The sequence below is a fragment of the Bradyrhizobium sp. 154 genome (assembly GCF_023073875.1).
Lineage (GTDB): Bacteria > Pseudomonadota > Alphaproteobacteria > Rhizobiales > Xanthobacteraceae > Bradyrhizobium.
On record NZ_JADPKG010000123.1, the window covers coordinates 231,134 to 256,475 of the forward strand.

General features: G+C 63.7%; 18 protein-coding genes and 1 tRNA gene. 10 read left to right on the forward strand and 9 right to left on the reverse strand.

Annotated elements, in window-relative coordinates; genetic code table 11:
* Nucleotides 1-50: 50 nt before the first annotated feature.
* Nucleotides 51-3,569 (reverse strand): transcription-repair coupling factor, encoded by a 3,519-nt coding sequence (mfd, locus tag IVA92_RS35040; RefSeq protein WP_247275658.1) that lies wholly within the window; start codon nt 3,567-3,569, stop codon nt 51-53.
* On the reverse strand, nt 3,566-3,856 hold the full coding sequence (locus IVA92_RS35045; protein WP_247275659.1) for a succinate dehydrogenase assembly factor 2: 291 nt from the start codon (nt 3,854-3,856) through the stop codon (nt 3,566-3,568). Before IVA92_RS35045 ends, mfd begins: the two co-directional genes overlap by 4 nt.
* Before the next feature lie 189 nt (nt 3,857-4,045).
* Here IVA92_RS35045 and recG point away from each other — a divergent pair, with 189 nt between their 5' ends.
* Together recG and IVA92_RS35055 are read left to right on the forward strand one after the other, a co-directional pair.
* The gene (gene recG / locus IVA92_RS35050; RefSeq protein ID WP_247275660.1) at nt 4,046-6,154 is read left to right on the forward strand and encodes an ATP-dependent DNA helicase RecG; all 2,109 of its coding nucleotides are present in this window, start codon (nt 4,046-4,048) and stop codon (nt 6,152-6,154) included.
* Between the two features lie 173 nt (nt 6,155-6,327).
* Complete coding sequence (locus IVA92_RS35055; RefSeq protein WP_247275661.1) at nt 6,328-6,765, forward strand: AAA family ATPase; 438 nt, start codon at nt 6,328-6,330, stop codon at nt 6,763-6,765.
* A gap of 28 nt (nt 6,766-6,793) precedes the next feature.
* Here IVA92_RS35055 and IVA92_RS35060 read toward each other — a convergent pair whose 3' ends face one another.
* The 3 genes from IVA92_RS35060 to glmS all read right to left on the reverse strand — a co-directional run bounded on the left by IVA92_RS35060 (nt 6,794) and on the right by glmS (nt 10,428).
* A complete protein-coding gene (locus IVA92_RS35060) occupies nt 6,794-7,651 on the reverse strand; it encodes an NAD(P)-dependent oxidoreductase (RefSeq protein ID WP_247275677.1) in 858 nt (285 codons plus the stop codon).
* A gap of 101 nt (nt 7,652-7,752) precedes the next feature.
* Nucleotides 7,753-8,517: a DUF502 domain-containing protein gene (locus tag IVA92_RS35065; RefSeq protein WP_247275662.1), complete on the reverse strand. Its 765-nt coding sequence runs from the start codon at nt 8,515-8,517 to the stop codon at nt 7,753-7,755.
* An 84-nt stretch (nt 8,518-8,601) separates the two neighbouring features.
* Nucleotides 8,602-10,428, reverse strand: a complete 1,827-nt coding sequence (glmS, locus tag IVA92_RS35070; RefSeq protein WP_247275663.1) for a glutamine--fructose-6-phosphate transaminase (isomerizing) — start codon at nt 10,426-10,428, stop codon at nt 8,602-8,604.
* A gap of 217 nt (nt 10,429-10,645) precedes the next feature.
* Between glmS and IVA92_RS35075 the strand changes: the two genes are divergently transcribed.
* A complete protein-coding gene (locus IVA92_RS35075; RefSeq protein ID WP_247275664.1) occupies nt 10,646-10,864 on the forward strand; it encodes a hypothetical protein in 219 nt (72 codons plus the stop codon).
* Between the two features lie 6 nt (nt 10,865-10,870).
* Here the strand turns inward: IVA92_RS35075 and glmU are convergent, their stop codons facing one another.
* Complete coding sequence (gene glmU, locus IVA92_RS35080; RefSeq protein ID WP_247275665.1) at nt 10,871-12,238, reverse strand: bifunctional UDP-N-acetylglucosamine diphosphorylase/glucosamine-1-phosphate N-acetyltransferase GlmU; 1,368 nt, start codon at nt 12,236-12,238, stop codon at nt 10,871-10,873.
* A gap of 171 nt (nt 12,239-12,409) precedes the next feature.
* Here glmU and IVA92_RS35085 point away from each other — a divergent pair, with 171 nt between their 5' ends.
* Both IVA92_RS35085 and IVA92_RS35090 read left to right on the forward strand, forming a co-directional pair.
* Nucleotides 12,410-13,804, forward strand: a complete 1,395-nt coding sequence (locus IVA92_RS35085; protein WP_247275666.1) for a hypothetical protein — start codon at nt 12,410-12,412, stop codon at nt 13,802-13,804.
* 62 nt (nt 13,805-13,866) lie between these two features.
* Complete coding sequence (locus IVA92_RS35090) at nt 13,867-14,196, forward strand: MgtC/SapB family protein (RefSeq protein ID WP_247275667.1); 330 nt, start codon at nt 13,867-13,869, stop codon at nt 14,194-14,196.
* Between the two features lie 28 nt (nt 14,197-14,224).
* On the opposite strand, the gene IVA92_RS35095 is transcribed toward IVA92_RS35090, so the two are convergent.
* Nucleotides 14,225-14,371, reverse strand: coding sequence for a hypothetical protein (locus IVA92_RS35095; RefSeq protein ID WP_247275668.1), 147 nt, complete (start codon nt 14,369-14,371; stop codon nt 14,225-14,227).
* A gap of 140 nt (nt 14,372-14,511) precedes the next feature.
* Here IVA92_RS35095 and IVA92_RS35100 point away from each other — a divergent pair, with 140 nt between their 5' ends.
* Nucleotides 14,512-14,892 carry a hypothetical protein gene (locus tag IVA92_RS35100; RefSeq protein ID WP_247275669.1) on the forward strand — a complete coding sequence of 127 codons (381 nt, stop codon included), beginning with the start codon at nt 14,512-14,514 and terminating at the stop codon, nt 14,890-14,892.
* Here the strand turns inward: IVA92_RS35100 and IVA92_RS35105 are convergent.
* Nucleotides 14,852-16,411: a beta-(1-6) glucans synthase gene (locus IVA92_RS35105; RefSeq protein ID WP_247275670.1), complete on the reverse strand. Its 1,560-nt coding sequence runs from the start codon at nt 16,409-16,411 to the stop codon at nt 14,852-14,854. The two genes, IVA92_RS35100 and IVA92_RS35105, sit on opposite strands and share 41 nt — an antisense overlap.
* A 327-nt stretch (nt 16,412-16,738) precedes the next feature.
* Here IVA92_RS35105 and IVA92_RS35110 point away from each other — a divergent pair, with 327 nt between their 5' ends.
* The 4 genes from IVA92_RS35110 to IVA92_RS35130 all read left to right on the forward strand — a co-directional run bounded on the left by IVA92_RS35110 (nt 16,739) and on the right by IVA92_RS35130 (nt 22,942).
* Nucleotides 16,739-17,329 carry a beta-1-3, beta-1-6-glucan biosynthesis protein gene (locus IVA92_RS35110; RefSeq protein ID WP_247275671.1) on the forward strand — a complete coding sequence of 197 codons (591 nt, stop codon included), beginning with the start codon at nt 16,739-16,741 and terminating at the stop codon, nt 17,327-17,329.
* A gap of 216 nt (nt 17,330-17,545) precedes the next feature.
* Nucleotides 17,546-20,209: a glycosyltransferase gene (locus tag IVA92_RS35115; protein WP_247275672.1), complete on the forward strand. Its 2,664-nt coding sequence runs from the start codon at nt 17,546-17,548 to the stop codon at nt 20,207-20,209.
* A 290-nt stretch (nt 20,210-20,499) separates the two neighbouring features.
* Nucleotides 20,500-20,575: transfer RNA gene (locus IVA92_RS35120), tRNA-Lys, on the forward strand.
* A 2,010-nt stretch (nt 20,576-22,585) separates the two neighbouring features.
* A complete protein-coding gene (locus IVA92_RS35130) occupies nt 22,586-22,942 on the forward strand; it encodes a hypothetical protein (protein ID WP_247279869.1) in 357 nt (118 codons plus the stop codon).
* Between the two features lie 1,459 nt (nt 22,943-24,401).
* On the opposite strand, the gene IVA92_RS35135 is transcribed toward IVA92_RS35130, so the two are convergent.
* Nucleotides 24,402-25,058, reverse strand: coding sequence for a hypothetical protein (locus IVA92_RS35135; protein WP_247279870.1), 657 nt, complete (start codon nt 25,056-25,058; stop codon nt 24,402-24,404).
* Nucleotides 25,059-25,342 lie beyond the last annotated feature (284 nt).

Here is a 25,342-nt window from a genome sequence, read left to right on the forward strand (position 1 = left end):
GATTGCTTCGTCGCAAGGGCTCCTCGCAATGACGCGGAGAGACCGGAGGTTCACGCCGCCTTCTTGCTCTGCGCGAGCTGCGCCAGCTGGCGCATGATCTCCGTGGTGCCGGCGAGACGCTCTTCGGGCGTCTCCCAGTCCTGGAGAAACACCACCTTCATGTCGGGCCGCACCTTCGCGGCCTTGCCGTGGCTGCGGATGAACGTCACCAGGCGATCGGGATAGGCGAAGGAATTGTCGCGGAAGGCGATGACGGCGCCCTTGGGACCTGCATCGATCTTCTCGACATTGGCCCGGCGGCAGAACGCCTTGATCGCGGCGACCTTGAACAGATAGCGGACCTCGTCGGGCAAGACGCCGAAGCGGTCGCGCATCTCGGCGCCAAAATTCTCGATCTCCTCCTCGGTGTCGAGATCGGCGAGGCGCCGATACAGCGACAGCCGCACCGAGAGGTCGTTGACATAGTCCTCCGGAATGAGCACGGGCATGCCGATCGTGATCGATGGCGACCAGCGGTCGGCGGCGGGTTCGGAGACGCCGGCCTTGAGGTTGACGATCGCCTCCTCCAGCATCGATTGATACAGCTCGAAGCCGACCTCCTTGATGTGGCCGGACTGCTCCTCGCCGAGCAAGTTTCCGGCGCCGCGGATGTCGAGATCGTGCGAGGCAAGCTGGAAGCCTGCGCCGAGGGTCTCCAGCGATTGCAGCACGGTGAGCCGGCGCTCGGCCTGCGCGGTGATCTTCTGCTGCGCCGGCAGCGTGAACAGTGCGTACGCCCGCAGCTTGGAGCGACCGACGCGGCCGCGGAGCTGGTAGAGCTGGGCCAGGCCAAACATATCGGCGCGGTGCACGATCAGCGTGTTGGCGTTGGGGATGTCGAGGCCGGATTCCACGATCGTGGTCGACAGCAGGATGTCGAACTTGCCGTCGTAGAATGCCGTCATGATGTCCTCGATCGCGGCGGGCGGCATCTGGCCGTGCGCGACCGCGACCTTCATCTCCGGCACGTTCTTGTCGAGGAAATCCTTGACCTCGGCGAGGTCGTCGATGCGCGGCACCACGTAGAACGCCTGGCCGCCGCGATATCGCTCGCGCAACAGCGCCTCGCGGATCATCAAGGGATCGTGCGGGGCGACGAAGGTGCGGACCGCGAGCCGATCGACTGGGGGCGAGGCGATGATCGAGAGCTCGCGCACGCCGGTGAGCGCCAATTGCAGCGTGCGCGGAATCGGGGTCGCCGATAATGTCAGCACGTGCACCTCGGCGCGAAGCGCCTTCAGCCGCTCCTTGTGGCTGACACCGAAATGCTGCTCCTCGTCCACGATGAGCAGGCCGAGGTCGCGAAACTTGATCGCCTTGCCGAGCAGCGCATGGGTGCCGACGACGATGTCGACGGAGCCGTCGGCGAGGCCCTTCTTGACCTGGTTAAGCTGCTTGGTCGGGACGAGGCGTGAGGCCTGCGCCACGTTGACCGGAAAACCCTTGAACCGCTCGGAGAAAGTCTTGTGGTGCTGACGGGCGAGCAGCGTGGTCGGCACCACGACCGCGACCTGCTTGCCGTCGAGTGCCACGGCGAAGGCCGCGCGCAGCGCCACCTCGGTCTTGCCGAAGCCGACGTCGCCGCAGATCAGGCGGTCCATCGGGCGGCCCTTTTCGAGATCCTTCAGAGTGGACTCGATCGCGCCCAGCTGGTCCTCGGTCTCGTCATAGGGAAAGCGCGCGCAGAACTCGTCGTAGAGGCCCTGCTGCACCGGCAGCTTCGGCGCCTCGTGCAGCATGCGTTCGGCCGCGATCTTGATCAGCTCGCCAGCGATCTCGCGGATGCGGTTCTTCAGCTTGGCCTTGCGAGTCTGCCAGCCCGAACCGCCGAGGCGGTCGAGCTCGACGGTGGTCTGGTCGGAGCCGTAGCGCGACAACAGCTCGATGTTCTCGACGGGGAGGAACAGCTTGGTCTCGGCGGCATAATGCAGCTCGAGACAGTCGTGCGGCGCGCCCGCGACGTCGAGGGTCTGCAGGCCGATAAAGCGGCCGATGCCGTGATCGACGTGGACGACGATGTCGCCGGCGGCGAGGCTCGTCACTTCCGAGATGAAATTGTCAAGCTTGCGGCTCGCCTTGCGCGGCCGCACCAGACGGTCGCCGAGGATGTCCTGCTCGCTGATCAGTGCGATCTCGTCGGTCTCGAAGCCGCTTTCGAGGCCGAGCACGGCGAGCATGGTCTCGTTTCGCGGCGTCGCCTGCACCGTCCGCCAGCTGTTGACGCTGGTTGTGTGGGCCAGCTTGTGGTCGCGCAGCATCGAGGTCATGCGGTCGCGCGAGCCTTCGGTCCACAGCGCGATCACGACCTTCTTGCGCTGGGCCTGCAAGGCCATCACATGCGCGACGACGGACTCGAACACATTGACGGTGGTGTCATTGCGTTCCGGCGCGAAGTCGCGGCCCTTGCGCGCGCCGGCATCGACGACACTCGTGCCGTCGGTCGGCACGGAGAACGGCGTCAGCCGCGCCACCGGGACGTCGCCGAGGCGTTTGCCCCACTCCTCCTCGGTCAGATAGAGCCGGTCGGGCGGCAGCGGCTTGTAGATGGCGCCGCCACCGGGATGCTCCAGCGCCTCGCGTCTGGCCTCGTAATAGTCGAGGACCTGCTTGAAGCGCTCGCGGACGGCATCCTCGGCCTGCGGCTCGATCGCGACGGCCGCGCCTTGCAGATAGTCGAACAGCGTGTCCATCCGGTCCTGGAACAGGGGAAGCCAGTGCTCCATGCCGGGATGGCGGCGGCCTTCACTGACCGCCTCGTACAGCGCGTCTTCGCGCTCGGGCGCGCCGAACTCGGCGACATAGCCCATGCGGAAACGGCGGATGGTGTCGGTGACGAGCTGAAATTCCGAGATCGGCACGAGGTCGAGCGCGCGCATGTCGAGCAGCGTGCGCTGCGTCTCGGCGTCGAACGAGCGGATCGACTCCAGGCTGTCGCCGAAAAAGTCGAAGCGCACGGGCTGATCGAGGCCGGCCGGAAACAGGTCCAGGATCCCACCGCGCACGGCGTATTCACCGGGCTCGCGCACGGTCGAGGAGCGGTTGTAGCCGTTGTGCTCGAGCCAGGCGACGATGGTGTCCATCGGCACCACGTTGCCTGGCGCAACCGACAGCGCCTGCGCCGCGACGAGGTCGCGCGCAGGCACGCGCTGCACCACGGCGTTCACCGTGGTCAGCACGATCAGCGGCTTGTCGCTGCCGGCGAGCGAAGCCAGCCGCGCCAGCGTCGTCAGGCGTTGCGCCAAAATGCCGCCATGCGGCGAGACGCGGTCATAGGGCTGACAGTCCCAGGCCGGGAAGGTCAGCACCGGCAGATCGGGCGCGAAGAATTGCAGTGCCCGTTCGAGCTGCTGCATGCGCGGACCGTCGCGGCAGACCACCGCAAGGCTGACCGCCGGCTTCTTCGGCCGCGCCGCGATGGCACGGGCGAGATCGGAGACGACGAGGCCTTCGGCGCCCTCGGCGACATTGGCAAGCGTCAGCGCGCGGCCGGGCGTCAGCAGCTCGGCCGGTGATTTCATGCCCTGCTTCATGCGTCGCCGTCCGCGATCGGGAATGCCTTGATGCGGGCAAACAGCGCGCCGGGGACATCGGCCGGAAGCACCTTGTCGCCGGTGACCGCGGCATAGAGATCGGGATCGTTGACCTCGAGCAAGCGCTCGAGCTCGATCAATTCAGGCTCGGACAAATTGCCGATCTCGGCATCCGCAAAGCGGCCGAGGATCAGGTCCATCTCGCGCGTGCCGCGGTGCCAGCAGCGGAACAGAAGCCGCTTGCGGCGGTCGTCGAGCCCGCTGCTCGATCGTGTCGTTCCCGTCATGTCTCAAATCCAGTCAAACGCAGAAAGCCCGGACGTGCCGGGCGGGGTGGATATAGCCACTCGGACCGGCCGTGTCAGCCCTTTGTTGTTGCAATTGTTTGTGGTCGTCATTGCCGGGCTTGACCCGGCAATCCATCCTCTTGAATAGATGGATGCGCGGGTTGAGCCCGCGTGACGATTGTTGCGAGAATGCGCCCCAGTCTGCTCAATCCGCTGTTTGCTCCCGTGACCAGCCTGCCCGGCGTCGGTCCGAAGCAAGACAAGCTGTTGCAGTACCTGCTCAGCCGCAACGAGACGCCGCGGCTGGTCGATCTGCTGCTGCACCTGCCGAGCCACGTCATCGACCGCCGGACCCGGCCAAAAATCCGCGACGCCGTCCAGGGAACCATGGTGACGCTGGAGGTCACCGTCGACCGCCATCGCCCGCCCCCGCCGCGCAACGCGCGCGCGCCCTATCTCGTCTACGCCAGCGACGACACCGGAGAGGTCGTGCTGACCTTCTTCCGCGCCAAGCCCGGCTATGTCGAAAAGCTGCTGCCGGTAGGCGAGAAGCGCTACGTCTCCGGCACGCTGCAGATGTATGACGGCATCCCGCAGATCGTGCATCCCGATCGCGTGCTCGACGAAGAGGCGATTGCAAAGCTCTCTGGCATCGATCCGGTGTATCCGCTGACCGAGGGCCTCGCGCTCGGCTCGCTGCGCCGCGCGATCGCGCAGGCCCTTCAAAAGCTGCCAGCCCTGCCGGAGTGGATCAGTCCGGAGGTGATGCGCCGCTGCAATTTTCCTCCGGTTACCGAGGCGCTCACGCGCGTGCACCAGCCGGTCGAGCTCACCGACGTCCTGCCGGACCAGCCGTTCTGGTCGCGTCTCGCCTTCGACGAACTGCTCGCCGGCCAGCTCGCACTCGCCCTGATCCGCGCGCAATTGCGCCGCCCCGCCGGCGTGCGCAATGCCGGCGACGGGCACCTGCGCAACAACATCATCGACGCCCTGCCCTACGCGCTCACGCCGTCGCAGCGCAGCGCTGCTGCGGCCATCGCCGAGGACCTGAAACAGCCCGTGCGCATGCTGCGCCTGCTCCAGGGCGACGTCGGATCCGGCAAGACCGTGGTGGCGCTGTTAGCTGCCGCCGCGGTCGCCGAGGTCGGCAAACAGGCCGCGCTGATGGCCCCGACCGAGATCCTGGCGCGCCAGCATATCAAGACCATCGCCCCGCTCGCCGAGCGCGCCGGCATGCGGGTTGCGATCCTCACCGGCCGCGAAAAGGGCAAGGAGCGTCGGGAGCTGTTGGCGCAGCTTGAAGCCGGCGAGATCGACCTCCTCGTCGGCACGCATGCGCTGATCCAGGACGATGTCATCTTCAAGGACCTCGCGCTCGGCATCGTTGACGAGCAGCACCGCTTTGGCGTGCGCGAACGCCTCGCGCTGACCTCGAAGGGCGAATCCGTCGATGTGCTGGTGCTGAGTGCAACGCCGATCCCGCGCACGCTGGTGCTGACCTATTTCGGCGACATGGACATCTCCGAGCTGCGCGAAAAGCCGGCCGGCCGCCAGCCGATCGACACCCGCGCAGTGCCGGTGAGCCGGATCGAGGAGGTCATGGACGGCATCGGCCGCGCGCTCCAATCCGGCAAGCTGGTCTACTGGATCTGCCCGCTGGTCGAGGAATCCGAGGCCGAGGGCACCGAGCACCTGACCAACGCGACGAAGCGTTTCGAAAGCCTGCAAAAACGCTTCGGTGAGCGCGTCGGCCTCGTTCACGGCCAGATGAAGGGCACCGAGAAGGACCGCGTGATGGGCCAGTTCGCTGCCCACGAGATCGGGCTTCTGGTCGCGACCACCGTGGTCGAAGTCGGCGTCGACGTGCCGGCCGCGACCATCATGGTGATCGAGAACGCCGAACGATTTGGTCTTGCCCAATTGCATCAGCTGCGCGGCCGGATCGGGCGCGGCTCGGAAGCCTCGACCTGCCTGCTGCTGTATTCGGAGCCGCTCGGCGAGATGTCGAAGGCGCGGCTGAAGGTGATCCGCGAAACCACCGACGGCTTCCGCATCGCCGAGGAAGATTTAAAGCTGCGCGGCGAAGGCGACGTGCTGGGCGTGCGCCAGAGCGGCCTGCCCGGCTATCGCATCGCGCGTTCGGAAGTCCATGGCCAGCTCATCACCCAGGCGCGCGACGAGGCGCTGCGCATCCTGAAGGACGATCCGAAGCTGAAGGGCGAGCGCGGCGAAGCGTTGCGGTGCCTGCTGTATCTGTATGAGCGGGACGAGGCGATTCCGCTGATCGGGGCGGGCTGAGCTATCGCGGCAGCGAAGGATGCGGCCGCCTCGGTCTCGGCCAAGAGTGCTATCTTTCGTTGCGAGCGTTTTCGTGAAAACCTTCGGCCATGCGCCGGATCATCGTCGTTGGCTCCCAAGGAAGCGGAAAGACGAGCCTCGCCCTGAAGCTCGGGCGAAAGCTCGAGCTGCCGGTGGTGCATCTCGACGTGCTCTACTGGCGGCCGGGCTGGAAGCCATCCGACAAGGCAAGCTTTCGCTCGCGCGTCGCTGAGGCAATCGCGGGCGATGCGTGGGTCGTCGACGGCAGCTTCTCGGGGCTGGCCTTCGATCTCACGCTCGCGCGCGCCGATACGCTGGTCGTTATCGACCGTCCGCGCTGGCTTTGCCAATGGCGTATTCTCTGGCGCTCGGCTTTCGATCGCGCTACCGCACGGCCCGATTTGCCCGAGGGATGTCCGGAACAGTTCGACTGGAAACTGATGAAAGAGGCGTGGCGCTACAACACGGAGCGCGTGCCCGCCATCGAGGCCGAGCGCATTCAATATGGCCCTGATGTCCCGGTCGTGCGCCTGAGACGCGACCGGGATATCCAGGGTTTTCTGGAATCCGTTTCAGCGCACGGCGAGTGAATGATTGTGGTGACGTGAGATCAGGCGATCAGGATTTCTTCTGCGCGATGCGCGCGGCGAACGCCTTCAACAGCTCCGCATCCGCCGCCTCGCCCTTCGCGTCCTCCGCGAGATGCTCGAACCACCGCGCAAAGCCCTCGTAGATCTGGGTGGCCGGATGATCGGGGCCGAGGAATCCGGAAATCTCCCGCATTTCCGCGACCCAGCGATAGGCTTTCGGGATCATGTCGGGCAGCGCGATCTCGAGCCGAGCCAGGATCGCGGGTTGGCTGAGCGCGAGCTCGTCGCGCAGCGCCTCGGCCGCGCCCGCTTTCGTTGCCGCGATTACCATGGCCGAGCCGATGCCGGCGAGACCCTTGACGATGCCGGCGTAGGACATCTTGAGCGCAGAGGCTGCGCCGACCGGGCCTTCAACGATCCGCACATCGAGACCAAGGTCATTCAGAACGGCGACGTCCTTGGCGTACTCGCCGGACATGTAGAAGGCCGGGCTCTTGCCCCCCGGCTGCGGCGGAAAGCCGATGATGCCGGCATCGACGAATGGCGCCTGCGCCCAACCGATGATCTCTGCGATCCTTTGCACGGTATCGACATTGACGGCGTTGCAGTCGACCACAACCGGTTTCTTCTCGCGCCGGATGATCAGCGCGGCCAGCCGTTCAGCCAGCGCCACTGCTTCGCCCGGAGGCACGATCGAGAGGATGATGTCGGCTTCAGCAAGCGCGTCGTCCTCGGTGCCGACCATGCCAGCGTCCGCCGCGCGCTTCAGTGTGGCTTCACTTCGCCCTTTCAGGGACGTCAGCACGCGCGCGCCATTCTCGCTGAGGCGGCGAGCCACGGCACTGCCCATGGCACCCGGCGCGAGGATCGCAATGGTTTTGGACATCATGCACTCCAGGCCGAATTCCGAACGATACGCTCAGTCGACCCGACACTAGCAGAGGACGCGAACGCCTGCGTGAATGTGGCCATCCCGCCGGAATGGCCCTACTCCACTTTCGCAGGCTGGAGCGCAGACGCATTCGCGATGCGTGCGGCGTTGGCGACGCCCGCGAGCGCGGCGGCCTTCTTCGGATCTGGCGCCGAGCCCGGCTGAACCACGCCGGCCGACATGATCAGCGTGGCCGCGTCCTCAGCGGTGAGATCGACCTCGATGATCTTGCTTTTGGGGACATAGAAGAAGAAACCGGTGGTCGGATTCGGCGAGCACGGCAGGAATACCGAGACGTGTTCCTCCTGTCCGGGCAGGTTGCGCGCAATGTCTTCGTTCGGCGATTGCGAGATCAGCACGATCGACCACATGCCGGGCGAAGGAAACTCGACCAGGCCCACTTTCCGGAAGCTCGAGCCCTTGCCCGAGAACAATGTCTCGAACACCTGCTTGAGGCCGCGGTAGATGGCGCGCACGGCCGGGATCCGGCCGAGAAAGGTCTCGCCGACATCGACCAGCGTCCGGCCGATCAGGTTGGCCGCGAGGAAGCCGACCAGCGTCAGCGTGAAAAACGCGACAACCAGTCCCCATCCGGGAATGACGTAGGGCAGATATGTTTCAGGCCGATAGGCCAGCGGCACGAACGGCCGCACCACGCCATCGACCCAGGTCACGAACCACCAGACCAGATAGAGCGTGATCGCGATAGGCCCCGTCACGACGAGGCCGGTCAGAAAATAATTGCGGAAACGGCCGATCAGGCCGGTATGTGGTTCCGGAATGGGATCAGGTGGCGCAGGCGCGTCGTCGCGGGGGGTCATTAGGGTTCCAGGTGGGTCGCAGCACACAAGCTAGGGGCTTCTAGCAGGTTTGGGAAGACTGCGACCAACCGATATCCCTTGTGCCTATTCCACGGTCACCGATTTTGCGAGGTTGCGCGGCTGGTCCACGTCGGTGCCCATCACCACGGCCGTGTGATAGGCGAGCAGCTGCACCGGAACGGCATAGACCATCGGCGTGAACGCCGCCGCCATGTCAGGCATGACGATGGTGACGAGAGAATCGACGGTCGCCTCCGCCGCGCCCTTGGCGTCGGTCATCAGAATGATTTTGCCGCCGCGCGCGGCGACCTCCTGCATGTTTGAGACGGTCTTTTCGAACACCTGGTCATACGGCGCGATGACGACGACGGGCATGGCTTCGTCGATCAGCGCGATGGGTCCGTGCTTCAGCTCGCCGGCAGCGTAGCCTTCGGCGTGGATGTAGGATATTTCCTTCAGCTTCAGCGCGCCTTCGAGCGCCAGCGGAAAACTGGTACCGCGGCCGAGATAGAGCACGTCGCGCGACTTTGCGATCTCGCGCGCCAGACGCTCGATCTCCACCTCGGTGGTGAGCGCATCCGACATCAAGCGCGGGATCTCGACGAGGCCATGGACGAGCTTGGTCTCGTCCTCGTCGGACAATTCACCGCGAGCCTTGCCGGCCGCAATGGCAAGGTTTGCCAGCACCATCAACTGGCAGGTGAAGGCTTTGGTCGAGGCGACGCCGATCTCGGGACCGGCGAGCGTTTGCAGCACGGTCTCGCTCTCGCGCGCGATCGTCGAGGTCGCCACGTTGACGACGGCGACCGTGTGCACGCCCGCGGCCTTGGCATAGCGCAGCGCCGCCAGCGTGTCGGCAGTCTCGCCGGATTGCGAGATGAAGATGGCGAGATCACCCTTGCGCAGGGGCGCTTCGCGGTAGCGGAATTCGGAGGCGACGTCCACCTCGACCGGCACGCGCGCAAAACGCTCGAACCAGTACTTTGCAACGTAGCCGGCATAGCTCGCGGTGCCGCAGGCCGTGATGTTGATGCGCTGGATCGTCTTGAAGTCGAACGGCAGCTTGACCGGCAGCGCGACGTGCTCGGTTGCCATGTCGACATAGCGCGCGAGGGTGTGGCCAACCACTTCGGGCTGCTCGTGGATCTCCTTCGCCATGAAGTGGCGGTAATTGGCCTTGTCGACCAGCGAGGTCGAGGCCGCGTGCCTGATCTTGTCGCGCTGGACGGCGTGACCGTCCTTGTCGAAGATATCAGCGCTCTTGCGTGTGAGCACGACCCAGTCGCCGTCTTCGAGATAGCTGATCGTGTCGGTGAAGGGGCCGAGCGCGATGGCATCGGAGCCGAGATACATCTCGCCGTCACCATAGCCGATCGCCAGCGGCGGGCCGTTGCGGGCGCCGATCATGAGGTCGTCGTCGCCGGCGAAGATGAAGCCGAGGGCGAAGGCGCCGCGTAAGCGCGCCAGCGTCAGCTTGACCGCCTCGACCGGCTTGTTGCCGCGCGCGAGCAGATCGTCGACGAGGTGCACCACGATCTCGGTGTCGGTCTCGGTGTGGAATACCGTGCCCTTCGTCTCGAGCTCCTCGCGCAGCTCGCGGAAATTCTCGATGATGCCGTTGTGGACCACGGCGACGCGTTCGGTCGCGTGCGGATGCGCGTTGTTGACGGTCGGCTTGCCATGGGTGGCCCAGCGGGTATGACCGATGCCGGTGGTACCCTGCAACGGCTCCGCCTCGAGCCGCTTCTCCAGGTTCTTCAGCTTGCCCTCGGCGCGGCGGCGCTCCAGGTGCTTGCCTTCGAGTGTGGCGACGCCCGCGGAATCATAGCCGCGATATTCGAGACGTTTGAGCGACTCCACCAATTGCTCTGCAACCGGTTCGCGCCCGAGAATGCCGACAATCCCGCACATGCGGATCACTATCCCCCAAATCGCCGAAAAATCGCCTAAACGACGCGGTTGGTTTTAGCGAAACTCCTACGGAACCAGGTACTCAATAATTATTGCTGATTGAGACAGCACCGATCACACCGAGCCCCGCCTGCGTCGATTTGGCCGGCCTTTAACCTCGCACGTTAACTCACTGTCAACATGTTTGGCCAACGATTCCCGCCCAGGAGAGACGGCCATGAGAAGCTCATCCGACCGCAAAGGCCGGTCGTCGATGTATCTGCGCGCCAGCGAGACCTCGGGCACGCACCTTGCGCATTGGCCGCCGCCCCTGCGCGGCAAGGAGAACAAGCCGCTTTTCATCAAGCATCCCGAAGGCGAGCCGGCCAAGCGCGCCAAGCCGCGCGGCTGGCGCCTGACCCGCGCCATCTTCTCCGAATTCGCCGACGACGAATAGCCTCGCTCACGTCTCCGGCTTCTTTTCGGGAGTCTTGCCGCCGGTCTTCATCTCGCGATAGCGCGCCGCGCCGCCTTCCCGGATGGTCTGCTGGTTGCGCTCCAGCGCCATCGCATCGTCGGGTACATCGCGGGTGATCACCGAGCCGGAGCCGATATAGGCGCCGTTGCCGATTTTCACGGGCGCGACCAGCGAGGAGTTGGTGCCGACGAAGGCGCCCTGCCCGATCACCGTCTTGTGCTTCCCAAAACCGTCGTAGTTGCAGGTGATGGTGCCGGCGCCGATGTTGGACTTGGCGCCGACGACCGCATCACCGATGTAGGCAAGATGATTGGCTTTCGCTCCCGCCTCGAGAGTCGCGGCCTTGGTCTCCACGAAGTTGCCGATTTTGGCGCCTTCGCCGAGCGAGCTGCCCGGCCTCATGCGCGCGAACGGACCGACAGACGCGTTCTTGCCAATCGCACTCTGCACGATGTGTGAGAAGGAATGGATCACCGCGCCGTCGGCAATCGAGATGCCCGGGCCGATTACCACGAACGGCTCGATTGTGACGTCCTTGCCGAATACGGTGTCGGCGGACAGGTACACCGTCTCCGGCGCGATCAGCGTGACGCCGGCCTCCATCGCCGCTTTGCGTAAGCGCGCCTGCATCACGCCTTCCGCTTCGGCGAGCTGCGCCTTGGTGTTGATGCCGCGCACCTCGTCTTCACTGGTCTCGATCACCACGGACTCCCATCCCTTGTCGCGGACGATGCCGATTGCGTCCGTCAGATAATATTCGCTCTTGGAATTGGCATTGCCGACCTGTCCGAGGATTTCGAGCGCGCGGCGACCATCGATCGCCATCACGCCGGCGTTGCAGAGATCGATCTTGCGCTCCGCTTCGCTGGCGTCGGCCTGTTCGCGGATCGCGACCAGGTGATCGCCCTCGACGATGAAGCGGCCATAGCCGGTGGGATCGGCGGCGCGAAAACCGAGCGCGGCGATGGCGGCGCCCCTGGCGAGCGGTTCGCGCAGCCGCGCGAAGGTTTCGGCCGAGATCAGCGGCGTGTCGCCGAACGCGATCAAGAGATCGTCCACCCCCTGCGCGATCGCCTCGCGCGCCACCAGCACCGCATGCGCGGTGCCGAGCCGCTCGGCTTGCACGTAGGTGAGTGCGTCGGGGCGGCTGCGCCTCGCCTCCTCCGCGACGGCCTGGTGATCGGGACCGATCACGACGGCGAGCGACGTGCCGGTTCCCTTTGGTGCGGCGGCGAGCACATGGGCGAGCAGCGTCTGATGCGCGACGGGATGCAGCACCTTCGGCAGGCTCGATTGCATGCGCGTGCCTTCGCCGGCGGCGAGCACGATCGTAAGGCTGGAACGGGCGGTCATCGGAATCCTGTCAGATACGGCCGGATCAATGGTGCGGCGGACGGCAGGCCGCCCAGATGCTCTCGCCTTGCTACCCCCGCAAACGCCCGGAATTCAAGTGCGGCACGCTTTTCCTGTTAATGTTCCCTGATTGATTCGGGGAAGCCAGACGGGGCTGGGCACTTAACGTTCATGGCAAAGGATTCCGACCCACTGGCGGATGCCTTCGACACCAAGGAGACCGGCGGGCTGTTCTCCGGACTTTTGGCCGAGGAAAGCGCGTTCGACCGCCGCATGATGTGGCGGCTGGGCTCGTGGGGCGTCGCGGCCGTCGGGGCCGTCGTCATCGCGGTGGTGGCCAACCAGGCCCATATTGGCTGGCGCCGTGACCAAATTGCCTCCGTTGACCTCGCGCGCCAGGCCGACCGGCTCCAAATGCTGACCAAGGACAGCCAGAACGAGGCACGCCGCCTCGCCGCCGCCATCGAGACGCTGAACAGCGACCGCGACCGGCTCTATTCACGCGTCACGGTGCTCGAGCAGGGTCTGGATTCCGTCACCGGTGCCATCGCCAAGCAGAACGCCACGCCGCCGCAAGGCGCCAAGCCGCAGGATGTCGCGCCAGCGACCGCAGCTCCCAGCGTCGCGCCGGTCGTCTCGACGCCAGCTCCGGCGAGCGAGAAGCCGCGCACCGAAGCCGCCAAGGATACCCAGAAGGATACCCAGAAGGATACGCCGAAGGAGACTGCGAAGGAGCCGTCGAGCCCGCCGCCGCAGACGGCGGCCGCCGCTTCGCTCGTGCAGCAGTCACCGGCCATGACTTCGGCGCTGCCGACCATTCCGCTGGTGCCGTCCAAGTCGATCATGGCGCCGCCGGATACAGCCGCGTCGAAACTGATTCAACCTGAGGCAGCCGAGAAGGCCGCCGAGAAGAAGCCCGAGCCGGCTCCTACTCCAACCGAGGTCGTCGCGACAGCAACGAAGCCCCCGGAAGCAGCCGAGACCGAAGCGCCCGCGATCGCAGTCCAGCAGACGCGCTTTGCCATCGACCTCGGCGGCGCCAACTCGATCGATGGCCTGCGCGCACTCTGGCGCGGCGTGACCAAATCCCATCCGGAAGTTGGAGCGTTGCGGCCGATCATCATGATCAAGGAGGGCGCCGCGGGCCTCGGCATGCAGCTCCGTTTGGGTGCCGGGCCCCTGATCAACGCCGCCGCCGCCGCAAAACTGTGCGCCGGCCTGACCGAGAACGACCGCCACTGCGAGACCACCGTGTTCGACGGCCAGCGCTTATCGATGCGCGGCGGTCAAGAGAGGGCTCAAGAAAAGGGGCCGGAGAAGACTCAAGACAGGGTTCAAGACAAGAACGCCGAGAAGAGCCAAGAGGCGGTGCCGCAGGCCGAGAGCGCCTCGGCGCCCGCGCCAATTGCAAAGCCGGACAAGCGCCGGCGCAACTATTCCTCGAAACGCTCGAAGCGCGAGGAGCCGCCGCCTGCACCCCCACCTGCGGCGCAGCCCGCGCCGCCGAAGCCGGAGGCGGCGTCAACGTCTGCAGGATCGACGCTGTCCTCGTTCTTCAGGCGATAGGCGCCAAAACATTCGCGGGCGCTTTGTCGGGGGCGGCGCGCGGACTCGCCGCAAGATCAGCGATGAAATCCGGCGTTGCGCGCGCATGCGACCATCGGACGCTTGGACCTGAGACGCTCTTTCGCAGCAAGTTCGCGCTCGTCCAACGCCGCCTCAAGAGTCGCCCATCCGAAACCTCGCGTGCTTTGATGAACGAACTGGATCACGTGCTGAGGCTTCTCGTCGCGGCGGGAACAGGTCTGCTGATCGGCATTGACCGCGATATGAACGACAAGCCGATGGGAATGCGGACCCTGGCGCTGGGCCCTCGGCTCCGCGTTAAGGGGCTGCTCGCATTGGCCGAGAAATACGAGCGCCGTCCCTCAGAACAGAGCCGAAAGGCGCAAAATTGACCTTGATGGATCTCCGCGCAGGCAATCACTATTCGATGCGCGCCTTTTCCTTCAGATCGCGAATACGCATCTCCGCTTCATCCTTGGACTGTACGACCTCGGACCAATCGTCGACCCGCGCTTCCTTGCTCAGCCTCTTGAGCTCTTTCAGCTGCTCCTGGGTTGGCTTGTCCATGCTCACTCCTCGAAGACATCATGCGTTAGGCGTCACAACATCAGAACCAGCCCGCCCCTCTTGTGTTCCTGGGGGATGCGGTCAGCAGAAACTTCGCCTGCCCTGTTGCCTGCCGGTGCCATCCCGACCATATTGCCGCCATGACAAAAAAGCCCTTCCGCCTCACGCCCTACCAGGTGCAGTTCCTGATCGTCGTCGGCTTCGCCTCCGTTGGCTATGCGCTTTATCTGCGCTACCTCGCGATCGAACTGTCGCAAGTCGCGCTCGCCTGCGATGCCGGCCTTCAGACGCTGCTCTGCAAGGCGCGCTCGGTCTCGACCGTGCTGTTCAAGAATTCGGTGTTCGGGATCGTCGCGCTGGTGGTTGCGACGCTGAACCTGATGCGGCCGTCGATCGTGCTGCTCACCGTCGGCGTCATCGCCGCCGGCCTCGGCATCGTGCTCTACAATGTCGTGCTGTCGGGCCTTGCGATTGGCCTGTTCATTCTTGGATTTGCTCGGCCCGCGCCCGCCACAGCGTGAGCGCGAACAAGAGGTAGATCGCGCAGGTCCACAGCGACTGCCAATTGTCGCGGCCCTCGTTGAACAGCACATAGACGGCCGACAGCGCCAGCAGGCCCGCGAACACCGCCTCCGCGATCGGACGCTGGCCGATCTGCGGCCGGTTCAGCATCAGCAGCGCAAATGGCACCACGGCCATCGTCAGCGCGGCGTAGGGAAAATCCTTGTAGCGCGGGTCGAACACGAAGCCGAGCGCGGTCTGCGCCGCGATCACCGCGGCCACGGCCAGCGTCAGGCCGAGCACGGCGGTGAGCTTGGACCATTTCCGGCCCTCGCGCGGGCCGAGCAGATCGAGGAAGGTGGGAAGGCTGCGGCCGATCACCATCGCCTGCGCGCAGAAGATCGGCGACAGGATGCCGGCGAGGAGCAGCGCGCCCCAGAGCAGCCAGCCGCCGATGCCGTAGCTCTCGTAATACATCTTATCGGCGCCGATGCCGAGCAGGATGCCCGCCGTCGTCGCCGAGATGCCGACGCCGAGCCAGGCCGAGAAGCGCGGCGTCCACGGCCGCCGGCGCAGCGTGAGACCGGCAACCGCGAACACCAGCACGCTGAGGCCCATGCCCGCGCCCATGTACCATTTCCAGTACGGGAAATTGCTGATCGGCTCGCCCGGCGGATACTTCAGGCCGCGGCGCACCGAATCATACAGGCCCCAATAGCCACCGACGGTGCCTTCCAGCTTGCGCTTCCACGGCTGGTCGTAGGACTCGATCAGGTTGACACGGAACTTCTGTGCCTTCGCAAGGCTCAGGATCTCGGAAACCACCCGCGCCTGGTTGGTGCGCGACGGCAGCGCGCCGTCGCGCATACGTCCCTCGCTCGGCCAGCCGGTTTCGCCGATCAGGATCTCCTTGCCCGGAAACGCCACCGCCATGCGTTCGCGGATCGACTCGACATGGGCGCTGGCGAATTTCGCCTTCACCGGGAAATCCTCCCAATAGGGCAGGATGTGGATCGTGACGAAGTCGACGGCGTCATAGACCTCGCGATTCTTCAGCCAGTACTCCCAGACGTCCGCATAGGTGACGGGCACGCTAACCTGCGCCTTGACCGAGCGGATGATGGAGACGAGGTCCGCCGTCGTCATCTCGCCGCGAAGCAGCACCTCGTTGCCAACGATGACCGTGGTGATGATGGAAGGAAATTCCTTGGTGAGGCGAACCGCGAGCGCGGCCTGCTCGAAATTCTTGGTGCGGTTGCTGGAGAGCCAGATGCCCTGGAGCACTTTCAGGCCGCCGACCTTGGCGGCGATCGCCGGCACCTGGTCGAGCCCGTTCTCCATCGAATAGGTGCGGACGCAGTCAGTGATCTCCTTGAGCTGGCGCAGGTCCTGCTCGATCTGGTCCGCCTCGATATGGGTCCACGTCTCCAGCGGCGACTGCTCGCCGCGGAACGGCGCGTAGGAGACGCATTGGACCTTCTCGGCGGGATCGATCGGCGCGCGCGCGAGCGTGATTGGCGTCGCCAACCACCACCACACGGCAGCAATCGCACCCAGTGAAACGAGCAGAAGCGCCAGTGGCGTACGAAGAGAAATCGGTTCCGTCCTCCGCGAAGGGTCCGTCGATTACCTGCTTGCACGCCGTCTGCCAAGGGGGTGCGCCCGGGTGTGGATCCGCTGCTCCCAGGAATCTGGCTGCGGCCGTTCGACCGGGGCCTAGGATTGTGACTTTGCTGGACAAAATTCCAAATACAGGTCATGGACTCGGAAAGACTTTTCCGCCGCATTGGAGACCCATTTGGACGCCATCACCGACGCGTCTGCGGGATCCTGACGCGGACGACCAGCAGATACATTGGGGAATTCATGCGGCAACGGGTGTTCGAGTTACGAAATGCGGTCCTGCGGCAGTTCGCCGCCACCTTGGCCGTCTCCTCCCTTCTCGTTCTCGCCGGCCTCGGTGGCGCCTCCGCCCAGAGCGGCACGCCCGCCCCCGACCAGAAGGCCGCGGCCCAGCCCGCGGACGCGGCCAAGGACGCTGCCCAGAACCAGCGCCGCACCGACGAATTCGCGGAAGCGGCCCAGGTCATCAACGGCCCCGCCGGCAATCCCGAATGCGTCTGGCTTGGCCGGCGCGTGGTGCGGCTGATGTGGCGGGATGATCTCGATACTGCATTCCGCCATCTCGACCTCTACGACCGTTTCGGCTGCCCCGGCGGCCACATCCAGGCTGCGTTCCGCTGCCTGACCCGCTTCGGCGGGCAAATCGATCCCAAGGTCGCCGAGACCCTGGATAGCCGCGTGCACGCTTGCTGGATCAACCCGGCGTCCCAGCCGCAGCAGGCGGCGGCGAGCGCCTCGCAAACCCCAGCGCCGACGCCGGGCAATGCGCAGGCCGCCCAGCCAGCCGCAAGCCCCTCGCCTGCGGCAAGCCCGACGCCCGCGCCCCAGAAATAGCCAAGCGTCGTTTCAGCTGTCGTTCAGGAACGATCGGCCAAGACACGGTTGGCACTGCCGCGCGTCGTTCGAAAAAGGCCATGCCCTCATAAGGACATGAGGCCATGACAGTTGTGAAACCGCGCAGCAGAGGTATGCTCCCTTTGCCGCGGACTCGGTCGGATCTCGGGGTCGGATCCGCTTCCCTGCCACCTCAGCCCCTTTTGGTTAGCCGCGATGCGCGTTGTCGCCGCCGTTCTGTTGCTTGTGTCTGCGCTCCATGCGGGACTGTGGGGAGTCCTCCGCGACAAGGAACCCGCGCCCGATTTCAAGGGCTTGGTGCCGAGTCTGTCCTATACGCCGTTCGAACCGGGACACGTCGTCGACATCAACGTCGACCCCGACAAGATTCGCGCGGACATGAAGAAGCTCTCGACCCTCACGCGAGCGATCCGGTCCTACACCGCGACGGAGGGCAGCGAGCTGGTGCCGCCGATCGCCGCCGAGTTCGGCCTCAAGGTCACCGTAGGCGCCTGGATCGACAAGGACGAGGATCGCAACGAGCGGGAGATCAAGGCCGCCATCGAGCTCGCCCGCAAGAACAGCAACGTGATCGGCATCGTGGTCGGCAACGAGGTGATCTTCCGCGGCGAGCAGAAGGTCGAGGACCTCATCGAGAAGATCAAGAAGGTCAAGAGCGCGGTCCGCGTTCCCGTCACCACCGGCGAGATCTGGAACATCTGGCGCGATTTTCCGGACCTCGCCTCCAGCGTCGACTTCATCGCCGCTCACGTGCTGCCCTATTGGGAAAACTTCCGCTCTGACCAGGCTGTGGATCAGGCGGTCGATCGTTACGAACTTCTGCGCAAGTTGTTTCCCGGCAAGCGCATCGTGATTGCCGAGTTCGGCTGGCCGAGCGCGGGCTACAACTTGCGCAATGCCGACCCCGGTCCATTCAAGCAGGCCCTGACCTTACGCAATTTCGTCAGCCGCGCCGAAGCGATGGGCATGGACTACAACATCGTCGAAGCCATCGATCGGCCCTGGAAGTTCTACGAAGGCGGCGTCGGTCCCTATTGGGGCATCCTCAACGCCAGCGGCGAGCCGAAATTCGCCTGGACCGGTCCGGTCGAGAACCCCGATTATTGGAAGCTGATGGGCATCGCGCTGCTGGTCGGCACCCTCTTGTCGCTGCCGATCCTGCGCATCGAGAAAGCGACCGCCAAGCAGGCCTTCCTGCTGTCGGCGGCAGCCAACGGCGTCGGCGCCTGGGCCGCCACGGTGTTCGCGTTCTGGAACAGCCATTACTTCGTCTTCGGCTCGGCCTTCGCGCTGACGCTGGGCATGATCCTGCTCGTTCCGCTCGTCCTCATCGCGATGGCGCGTATTGACGAGATCGCGGCCGTCGCGTTCGGCCGGCGGCCGCAGCGGCTGCTCACCAAGAGCAAGCCGGTCGAGAACGTGCCCGAGAATTACTACCCGAAAGTCTCGATCCACATCCCCGCTTATTTCGAGCCGGTCGAGATGCTCAAGCAGACGCTGGATGCGCTGTCGCGGCTGAACTATCCGAACTACGAATGCGTCGTCATCATCAACAACACGCCGGATCCCGCCTTCTGGCAGCCGATCCAGGATCATTGCCGCGCGCTCGGTGAACGCTTCAAGTTCATCAATGCCGAGAAGGTGCAGGGCTTCAAGGCCGGCGCGCTGCGCATCGCGATGGACCGCACCGCGGCGGATGCCGAGATCATCGGCATCCTCGATGCCGACTATGTCGTCGATCCCGACTGGCTGAAGGACCTCGTGCCGGCTTTCGCCGATCCGCGCGTCGGCCTCGTGCAGGCGCCGCAGGAGCATCGTGACGGCAACCTGTCGATCATGCACTACATCATGAACGGCGAATATGCCGGCTTCTTCGACATCGGCATGGTCCAGCGCAACGAAGCCAACGCCATCATCGTGCACGGCACGATGTGCCTGATCCGCCGCGCCGCGATGGACATGGCGGGGGGCTGGTCGTCAGATACGATCTGCGAGGATTCCGATCTCGGCCTGGCGATCCAGGAGCTCGGCTGGACCACCCACTACACCAACCATCGCTACGGCCAGGGCCTGCTTCCCGACACCTACGAAGCCTTCAAGAAGCAGCGTCACCGCTGGGCCTATGGCGGCCTCCAGATCGTCAAGAAGCACTGGCGCTTCTTCCTGCCCGGCAGGAGCCGGCTTACGCCCGACCAGAAGCGCGAATATGGCCTCGGCTGGCTGAACTGGCTTGGCGCAGAAAGCCTCGGCGTGGTCGTGGCGCTGCTCAATCTTGTCTGGGTGCCGATCGTCGCCTTTGCCGACATCGCCATCCCCGACAAGATCCTGACGCTGCCGATCATCGGCGCCTTCATTGTCTCGCTGGCGCACTTCCTGTCGATGTACCGCGCCCGCGTCGCGATCAAGCCTGGCCAGATGCTGGGCGCCATGATCGCGGCGATGAGCGTGCAATGGACGGTGTCGCGTGCGGTCGCGCAGGGCCTCATCACCGAGCACATCGCGTTCGCCCGCACCTCGAAAGGCGGCCTGTCGCGGATGTCGATCGAGTTCCAGGCGTTCTGGGAGGCCGTGATCGGCACTCTGCTGGTGATCGGCGCCGGCGTCCTGATCGCCTCGAACAGTTTTAGGCAGATCACCGAGATCTACATCTTCGCCGGCGTCCTCGTGCTCCAGAGCCTGCCGTTCCTCGCCGCGGTCGCGATTGCCATCCTCGAACTCAGCCGCATCAACTCGTTCCAATTCTGGCGCGACAGCGCGATCCGCACCGCCGAGCTGATCGGCCTGCGCCCAGTGGCGCTGCCCCACCCGGGCGGCACGCCGCAACCGGTGCCGAGCGAGGTCCGGCGGGAGGCGAACTGACGGATGGCAGGCCATCCTCGCTTTCGGCGTGGATGATGGCCCGCCAATCAGGTTGAAATTCCTGACCTAACCAACGGAAGCAGCGCACGAATTGCCGCTCCTGCCGCGATCTTCGGCAGCCATCCGCACTATTGACCTCCGCAGCCACTCCCCCTACACAGCGCGGGCCGACAGCATGATCCGGAAACAGCCGGTTTTCCCCGCAACGCAAGTAGAGCGCGGCGGCAAGACATGCTTCTCGAAATGACCGAACACGATGGCGATCTCTTTCAAGCCATCAGCGGCCATGGGAGCGCGTAGCTCAGCCGGTAGAGCACGTGACTTTTAATCACGGGGTCCTGGGTTCGAGCCCCAGCGCGCTCACCAAGCAAAAACAATCACTTACGACCATATTCGGCCTCTCAGGTTGAGAGACTTTTTGCTGTCTGCACACAATGTGCACACTCGGCAGGTGCAACAATGACAGCGGAAATTTTCGTTGTTGTCGGGCTCGCCATTTTTTGGGGCTCGATCGTTGCTCGCCTCGCGCTGAGGATAGCGCCCGACAGCAAGAAGCCGATGCCGTTGTCCACACCCACCACAGAAAGTGGTTAGCTCACCTTTCGAAACGCTACCGTTCGACGATTTGACTCTCGCGAGCAGTGCGTTTGGATGCGCAATGCCTCACCCAAAACGCCACACGCCTACTCACTCAGACGGCAGGCCACTGAAGATCACCTTCGGTGCAATGCGCGCGATGGGTGTTCGCGGCGTGTTGGCCTATTGCCATTGCGGGCGTCACGTTGCTTTGGATGCGGATCGTTGGGCTGATGAGGTGCGACTGTCTGATATCGAAGCGCGGTTCGTCTGTCAGGGGGTGCGGAAGCCGCGGCGCCGACGTCCAGCCCGACTTTGAGGGAGGCAATCCCCGGCTCGCGATCCGGGGGCGTCGCGTCGATTCCTGAGGAACAAGGCCGCCATATGGAGCTTGAGAGTCTTGCCGGCTCCCTGCCGAGCTGGCGGAGCGGCCCCGGCCTACCCCAAAAGCCCCCTGAAGCCGGGGGCCGATTCTCCAGTAGTAAGCCTATGCGTCGCCCTTGATCGTGCGCCGCGTGTCAGGCGAAACAGGCGGCCAACTGAGGCGGCCTTACTTATTTTCGCCGACTACACGAAGGCGCGGACTCGCTAGCTTTCCGGGAGAAACGCAAACTGGCGAGATCTCGCGGTCCTGGCGCTGAGCGCGCTTGCAATTAGGGCAGACAAAGAGGTGAGCGAGTATCGACGGCGGATTGTCTCGCACCAACTCGGATCGAAACCACCTCATGCCGATCTGGCAATTAGGGCAGATCGGAGCCTCAAACTGCCCCCGCGCGTGCTTTAGCCGGTCCATGCTTGCCCCCTCTGTTTGGGAAAGACTAGCAAGGCACGTTGGTCAGCAAAGTATCAAACGATACAGAACTCAAAATGAGGCCCCTGCGAAATCAAACCGGGCCAGTAATGTCGGAAACAGGCCAGTGCCAGAAACGAGAACAAAGCGGCCCCCGAACCGGCGGGCCACTGAGGCGGCTTAATGCGGAGCCTTGTATTCTCGGTTAAGCAGCTCCAGTCGTCGTTCGAGCTCTTCTTTCTTCGCCACTAGCCGCTTCGCGAGAATATCATTGACGACCGTGTGCAGTTGCCACAGTTCTTCGAGAGACATGCTTTCAAACGGCTTCCGCTCCATGAATCACCCGACCCACGCGTTCCCATAGCTTGGGCTTAGAAGCGGGAGCCTGGCAATTCTGTGTAGGTTGAGAGGAAAGGTTATCTACAGGTGCGGCCTCGGGCCACCTTCTTGAAAGCCGACCGGCTCGCCCTCAACCGAAAGCGCCGCAACTCAGCGTGCGCCAGTCGATTCCGCAGGTTAGCCAATTCGGCCATCTGACCTTCGAGAAATGCAAATCGCTTCTGCAGTGAAATGGCGCGATGGAAAACAACTTGATCAAAGGTACTCATCATCCCTCAACCCATTAAAATAATTTAAAATACGCGAGATATCGTGCCAGAATAATCACTGCGTTTAATGGTGACTAGTGTGCACAAACTAAAAAGATGTCCGCCAGCGTGAACCCGGCGGGCCGCCAACTGAGGCGGCCTAATCGTCCCAGTCCCCGCACTGGCATTTGAAAACGCGGACGTAGCTGGAGGTTTCGAGGCGCCAAAGCCGCTCCACAAGCCGGGTCGGCTGCTTGCACTTGGGGCACCTGACGTCGGCAGGCTGAGCGGCGGTCATAGGCGCATCCCGTCTACCGAGATTGACTCCCAATGCGCGGTGGGCGCGCTGAAGTCGCCATTTCCCTAAACATTCCCAGCAGTCGGGGGTCAAGGAGTGACTGCAGTGACCAAATGAGACCATTCTTGACCTTGCCACTTATTCCCGCCTATTCCCGCGACGAAACCATTTTTCAGCGCCGCGAAGCCATCCAGAAACAAACCCGGCCTAGCCTCTCCCAATGGACCAATGGGGATTCGGCTATGTCAGCTTTCATCAATGCCTTGTCTCGTAAAGCGCGCACGCTGGTGATCGTAAATTCCTTCGCCGGCGCGACTCTTCTGTTCGCCATGGCAGCTCCGCATCCCGTCTCAAGTGGTGCACTTGGTAGCGAGTGGCACTGCAGCACGGCAGCGTTTGTTTTAACGACGTGCCGTCAGACCCCGAGTCACGCGGAAGCTCCGGCGGGCCTCTTGGCACAAGCATTGCTCATATTCGGATGACTGGGATTGCTGGACCCAGTTTGAAACAGGGCGCCGCCGGGACAATGTATTTCGAGCCCGGCGGCGTATCTTTTTGAGACTACCGCCCGCCTAAGCGCAGGGAAGATCCCGCAGAGAGACCACATTCGCGGGTAGTGGCGCGGCTGGTTCCTGCATCAGGAAGGTCTCTACCAGCTCTTGCACCGCCTGAAGCACCAGCCGAGCGTTATCAACGTTTTCCGGCACCTAGCTTGCCAGGCCGACTGCTTGCCGGCGGTGCCACGCCTCCATGCTGGTTTCATGCCATCACCGTCCCGGTCCAATCCCGCATACCAATCTGCTCTAGCAAACCCTCCCAGTCAGCAATCCCGGACTCGGTAGGGTCTTCCTCCAGGTCGGTGCTACCGCCGCCCGCCCATTGCTCTTGGCTGTGGTGGTGGTCGAGGCTTCCAAGGGACGTCCTCGTGATCCCCCTCGCTGACCTCCAATTCGTCGGTATCGCAGGGCCCATCATCAACCCCTTGCTCAAGCTCGGTCACGACATAGGGATCGGAGGCGTCCAGGAAGGCGATCAACCGTTCGATCTCGGCGGATGCCTCTTTCCTGAGTCTGGCGATGTCGCTGAGGGCCCTTGCGCGCTCCCGCTGTTGGATAGCGAGACCGGACAAAATCGCACGGGTGGACTCCGGATCAAATTCTCTGACGTTTCGAAGATGGTTGCTTTGATCGAGGGCTTTCCAAGGCCCACATCTCGCGGGTCAGCCGCGGAGGACGAGCATCCCTGTCGGCGGCTGACCTGCCAATGCGTCCCGTCAACGGATCAAAGATGCTGATGCACCGCTTGATCCAGATATTCGGGCATAGGAACGTTTCGACCGGCAACGAGTCCTAGAGGCGCAATCCATCCCGTATTCCTTGTGGATCGAATGATGGAAAAAGCACTCGCCTATGCTATCTCGGCGGCCCTCGTTGGCTTCGGTCTCTTGATCTTTTTCGCCGGCCTATCCTCCAGCTCGCCCGCCTTATGGACAATCGTCGCGTTGGTCCCGATCACGATCGGGATCGTGAGCGCCTTTGGCCCGGTATGACTAGCTGTGGAAACCAGGCTTTAGGTCAGCGCGTCTGTATTTTCCGAATCGGTGTCTCGTGTTCGCTCTCTGTAGTTTCAAACTGTGGTGGACGCGCGTGAGCCATTTCGTCTCGATGCTTCTGCTTGCGACAGCCCTGATTTTGACCTTGTGCTTCGGGGTGGCAGCCTGGCGCCTCTCAGCGGACAAAGAGGCCGACATCACCGCCACCATTCCGCATCAGGAATACGGCTGGAGGTCGAGGTCAAGCAACTGATGGCTGTTGCGCTAGCCACCGCTCGCGCTCCAATCGCAAAGAAGTGCAATATCCAATTTCAGAAGAAGTCAGAGGGTGAGCCACCCAAGACCCAAAGCACCCTGCGTTCGCCGCTCAGGTTGCTGAATAAAATGCTTCAGCTTTCCGGAGCCGGCGGCGTGGCCGGCGTACTCAGCGGAGCTCCTCCAACCGAAACAGGCCCGACAGGCTTCGCTTCCCGAACCATCCGTTTGCGCATCGCCAGTCGATTGCGGGCGTGCCCTCTTGGAATGGAGGAGGTTATGTCCGATATCATTGCACTTTGCAGCGAGTCGACCTTCGCGATCAGCGTGGAAAGCTGCGAAGATATCTTCCTCACATCGACCCGTTCGTCCGTGATGCTCTGTCGCAGAGAAAGCAGCACCATCGAATCCTGCTGCAGCAAAGCTGCATTTTGCTGCACGGAATCATTGTTCTCCTTCAGCAAGGCAGTCTGTAGCTGTTGGGCCGATTGAATGTCCTTCAGAGCAGCGACAACCGAATCGGCTTTTGGCGCCGAAGCTTCCTGGCGCGGAAGCAGTTCAGCCAAGCTGCCGACATTCAGCGACGGAAACTCAGAGGGCAACGTATAGATGGCGGCCGCGCCGTTGATGGCCAAGGCACACACCGACAGTGCCAGGACCGACTTGCGGCTGGACCGCTTGACCGGCCCTGGAGCTTCTGGGACTGCGGGTGCGGCGACTGCCGCTGCCAGTGCTGCAGGGTCGAGCTCTTCGACGAAGCCTTGCGTTTCGAAAGTCATGGTCACGTGCATTGACCCCAATGAGCGAGCAAAAGGAAGCCGCTCCCGGAACGTCCTCGCGACGCCTCCTTTACGCAGCACCCATACACAAGTGCCTAAAATTGTGGGCTTTTCGGATTAATTCCACGTTAGCGGCTTGGGCGGCTGACAGGCTCAGCCACTCCGGCTGAATACGGGGTGTGTGCGAGGAATGACCAAAGTGCTTCGCGGCGGATTTTCCGAAGATGGCAGAATGCCACTGTTTTGCCCGACGCGTCAAATGACCTTTGCGTCCAATGCAGAAGACGTTGTGCCGG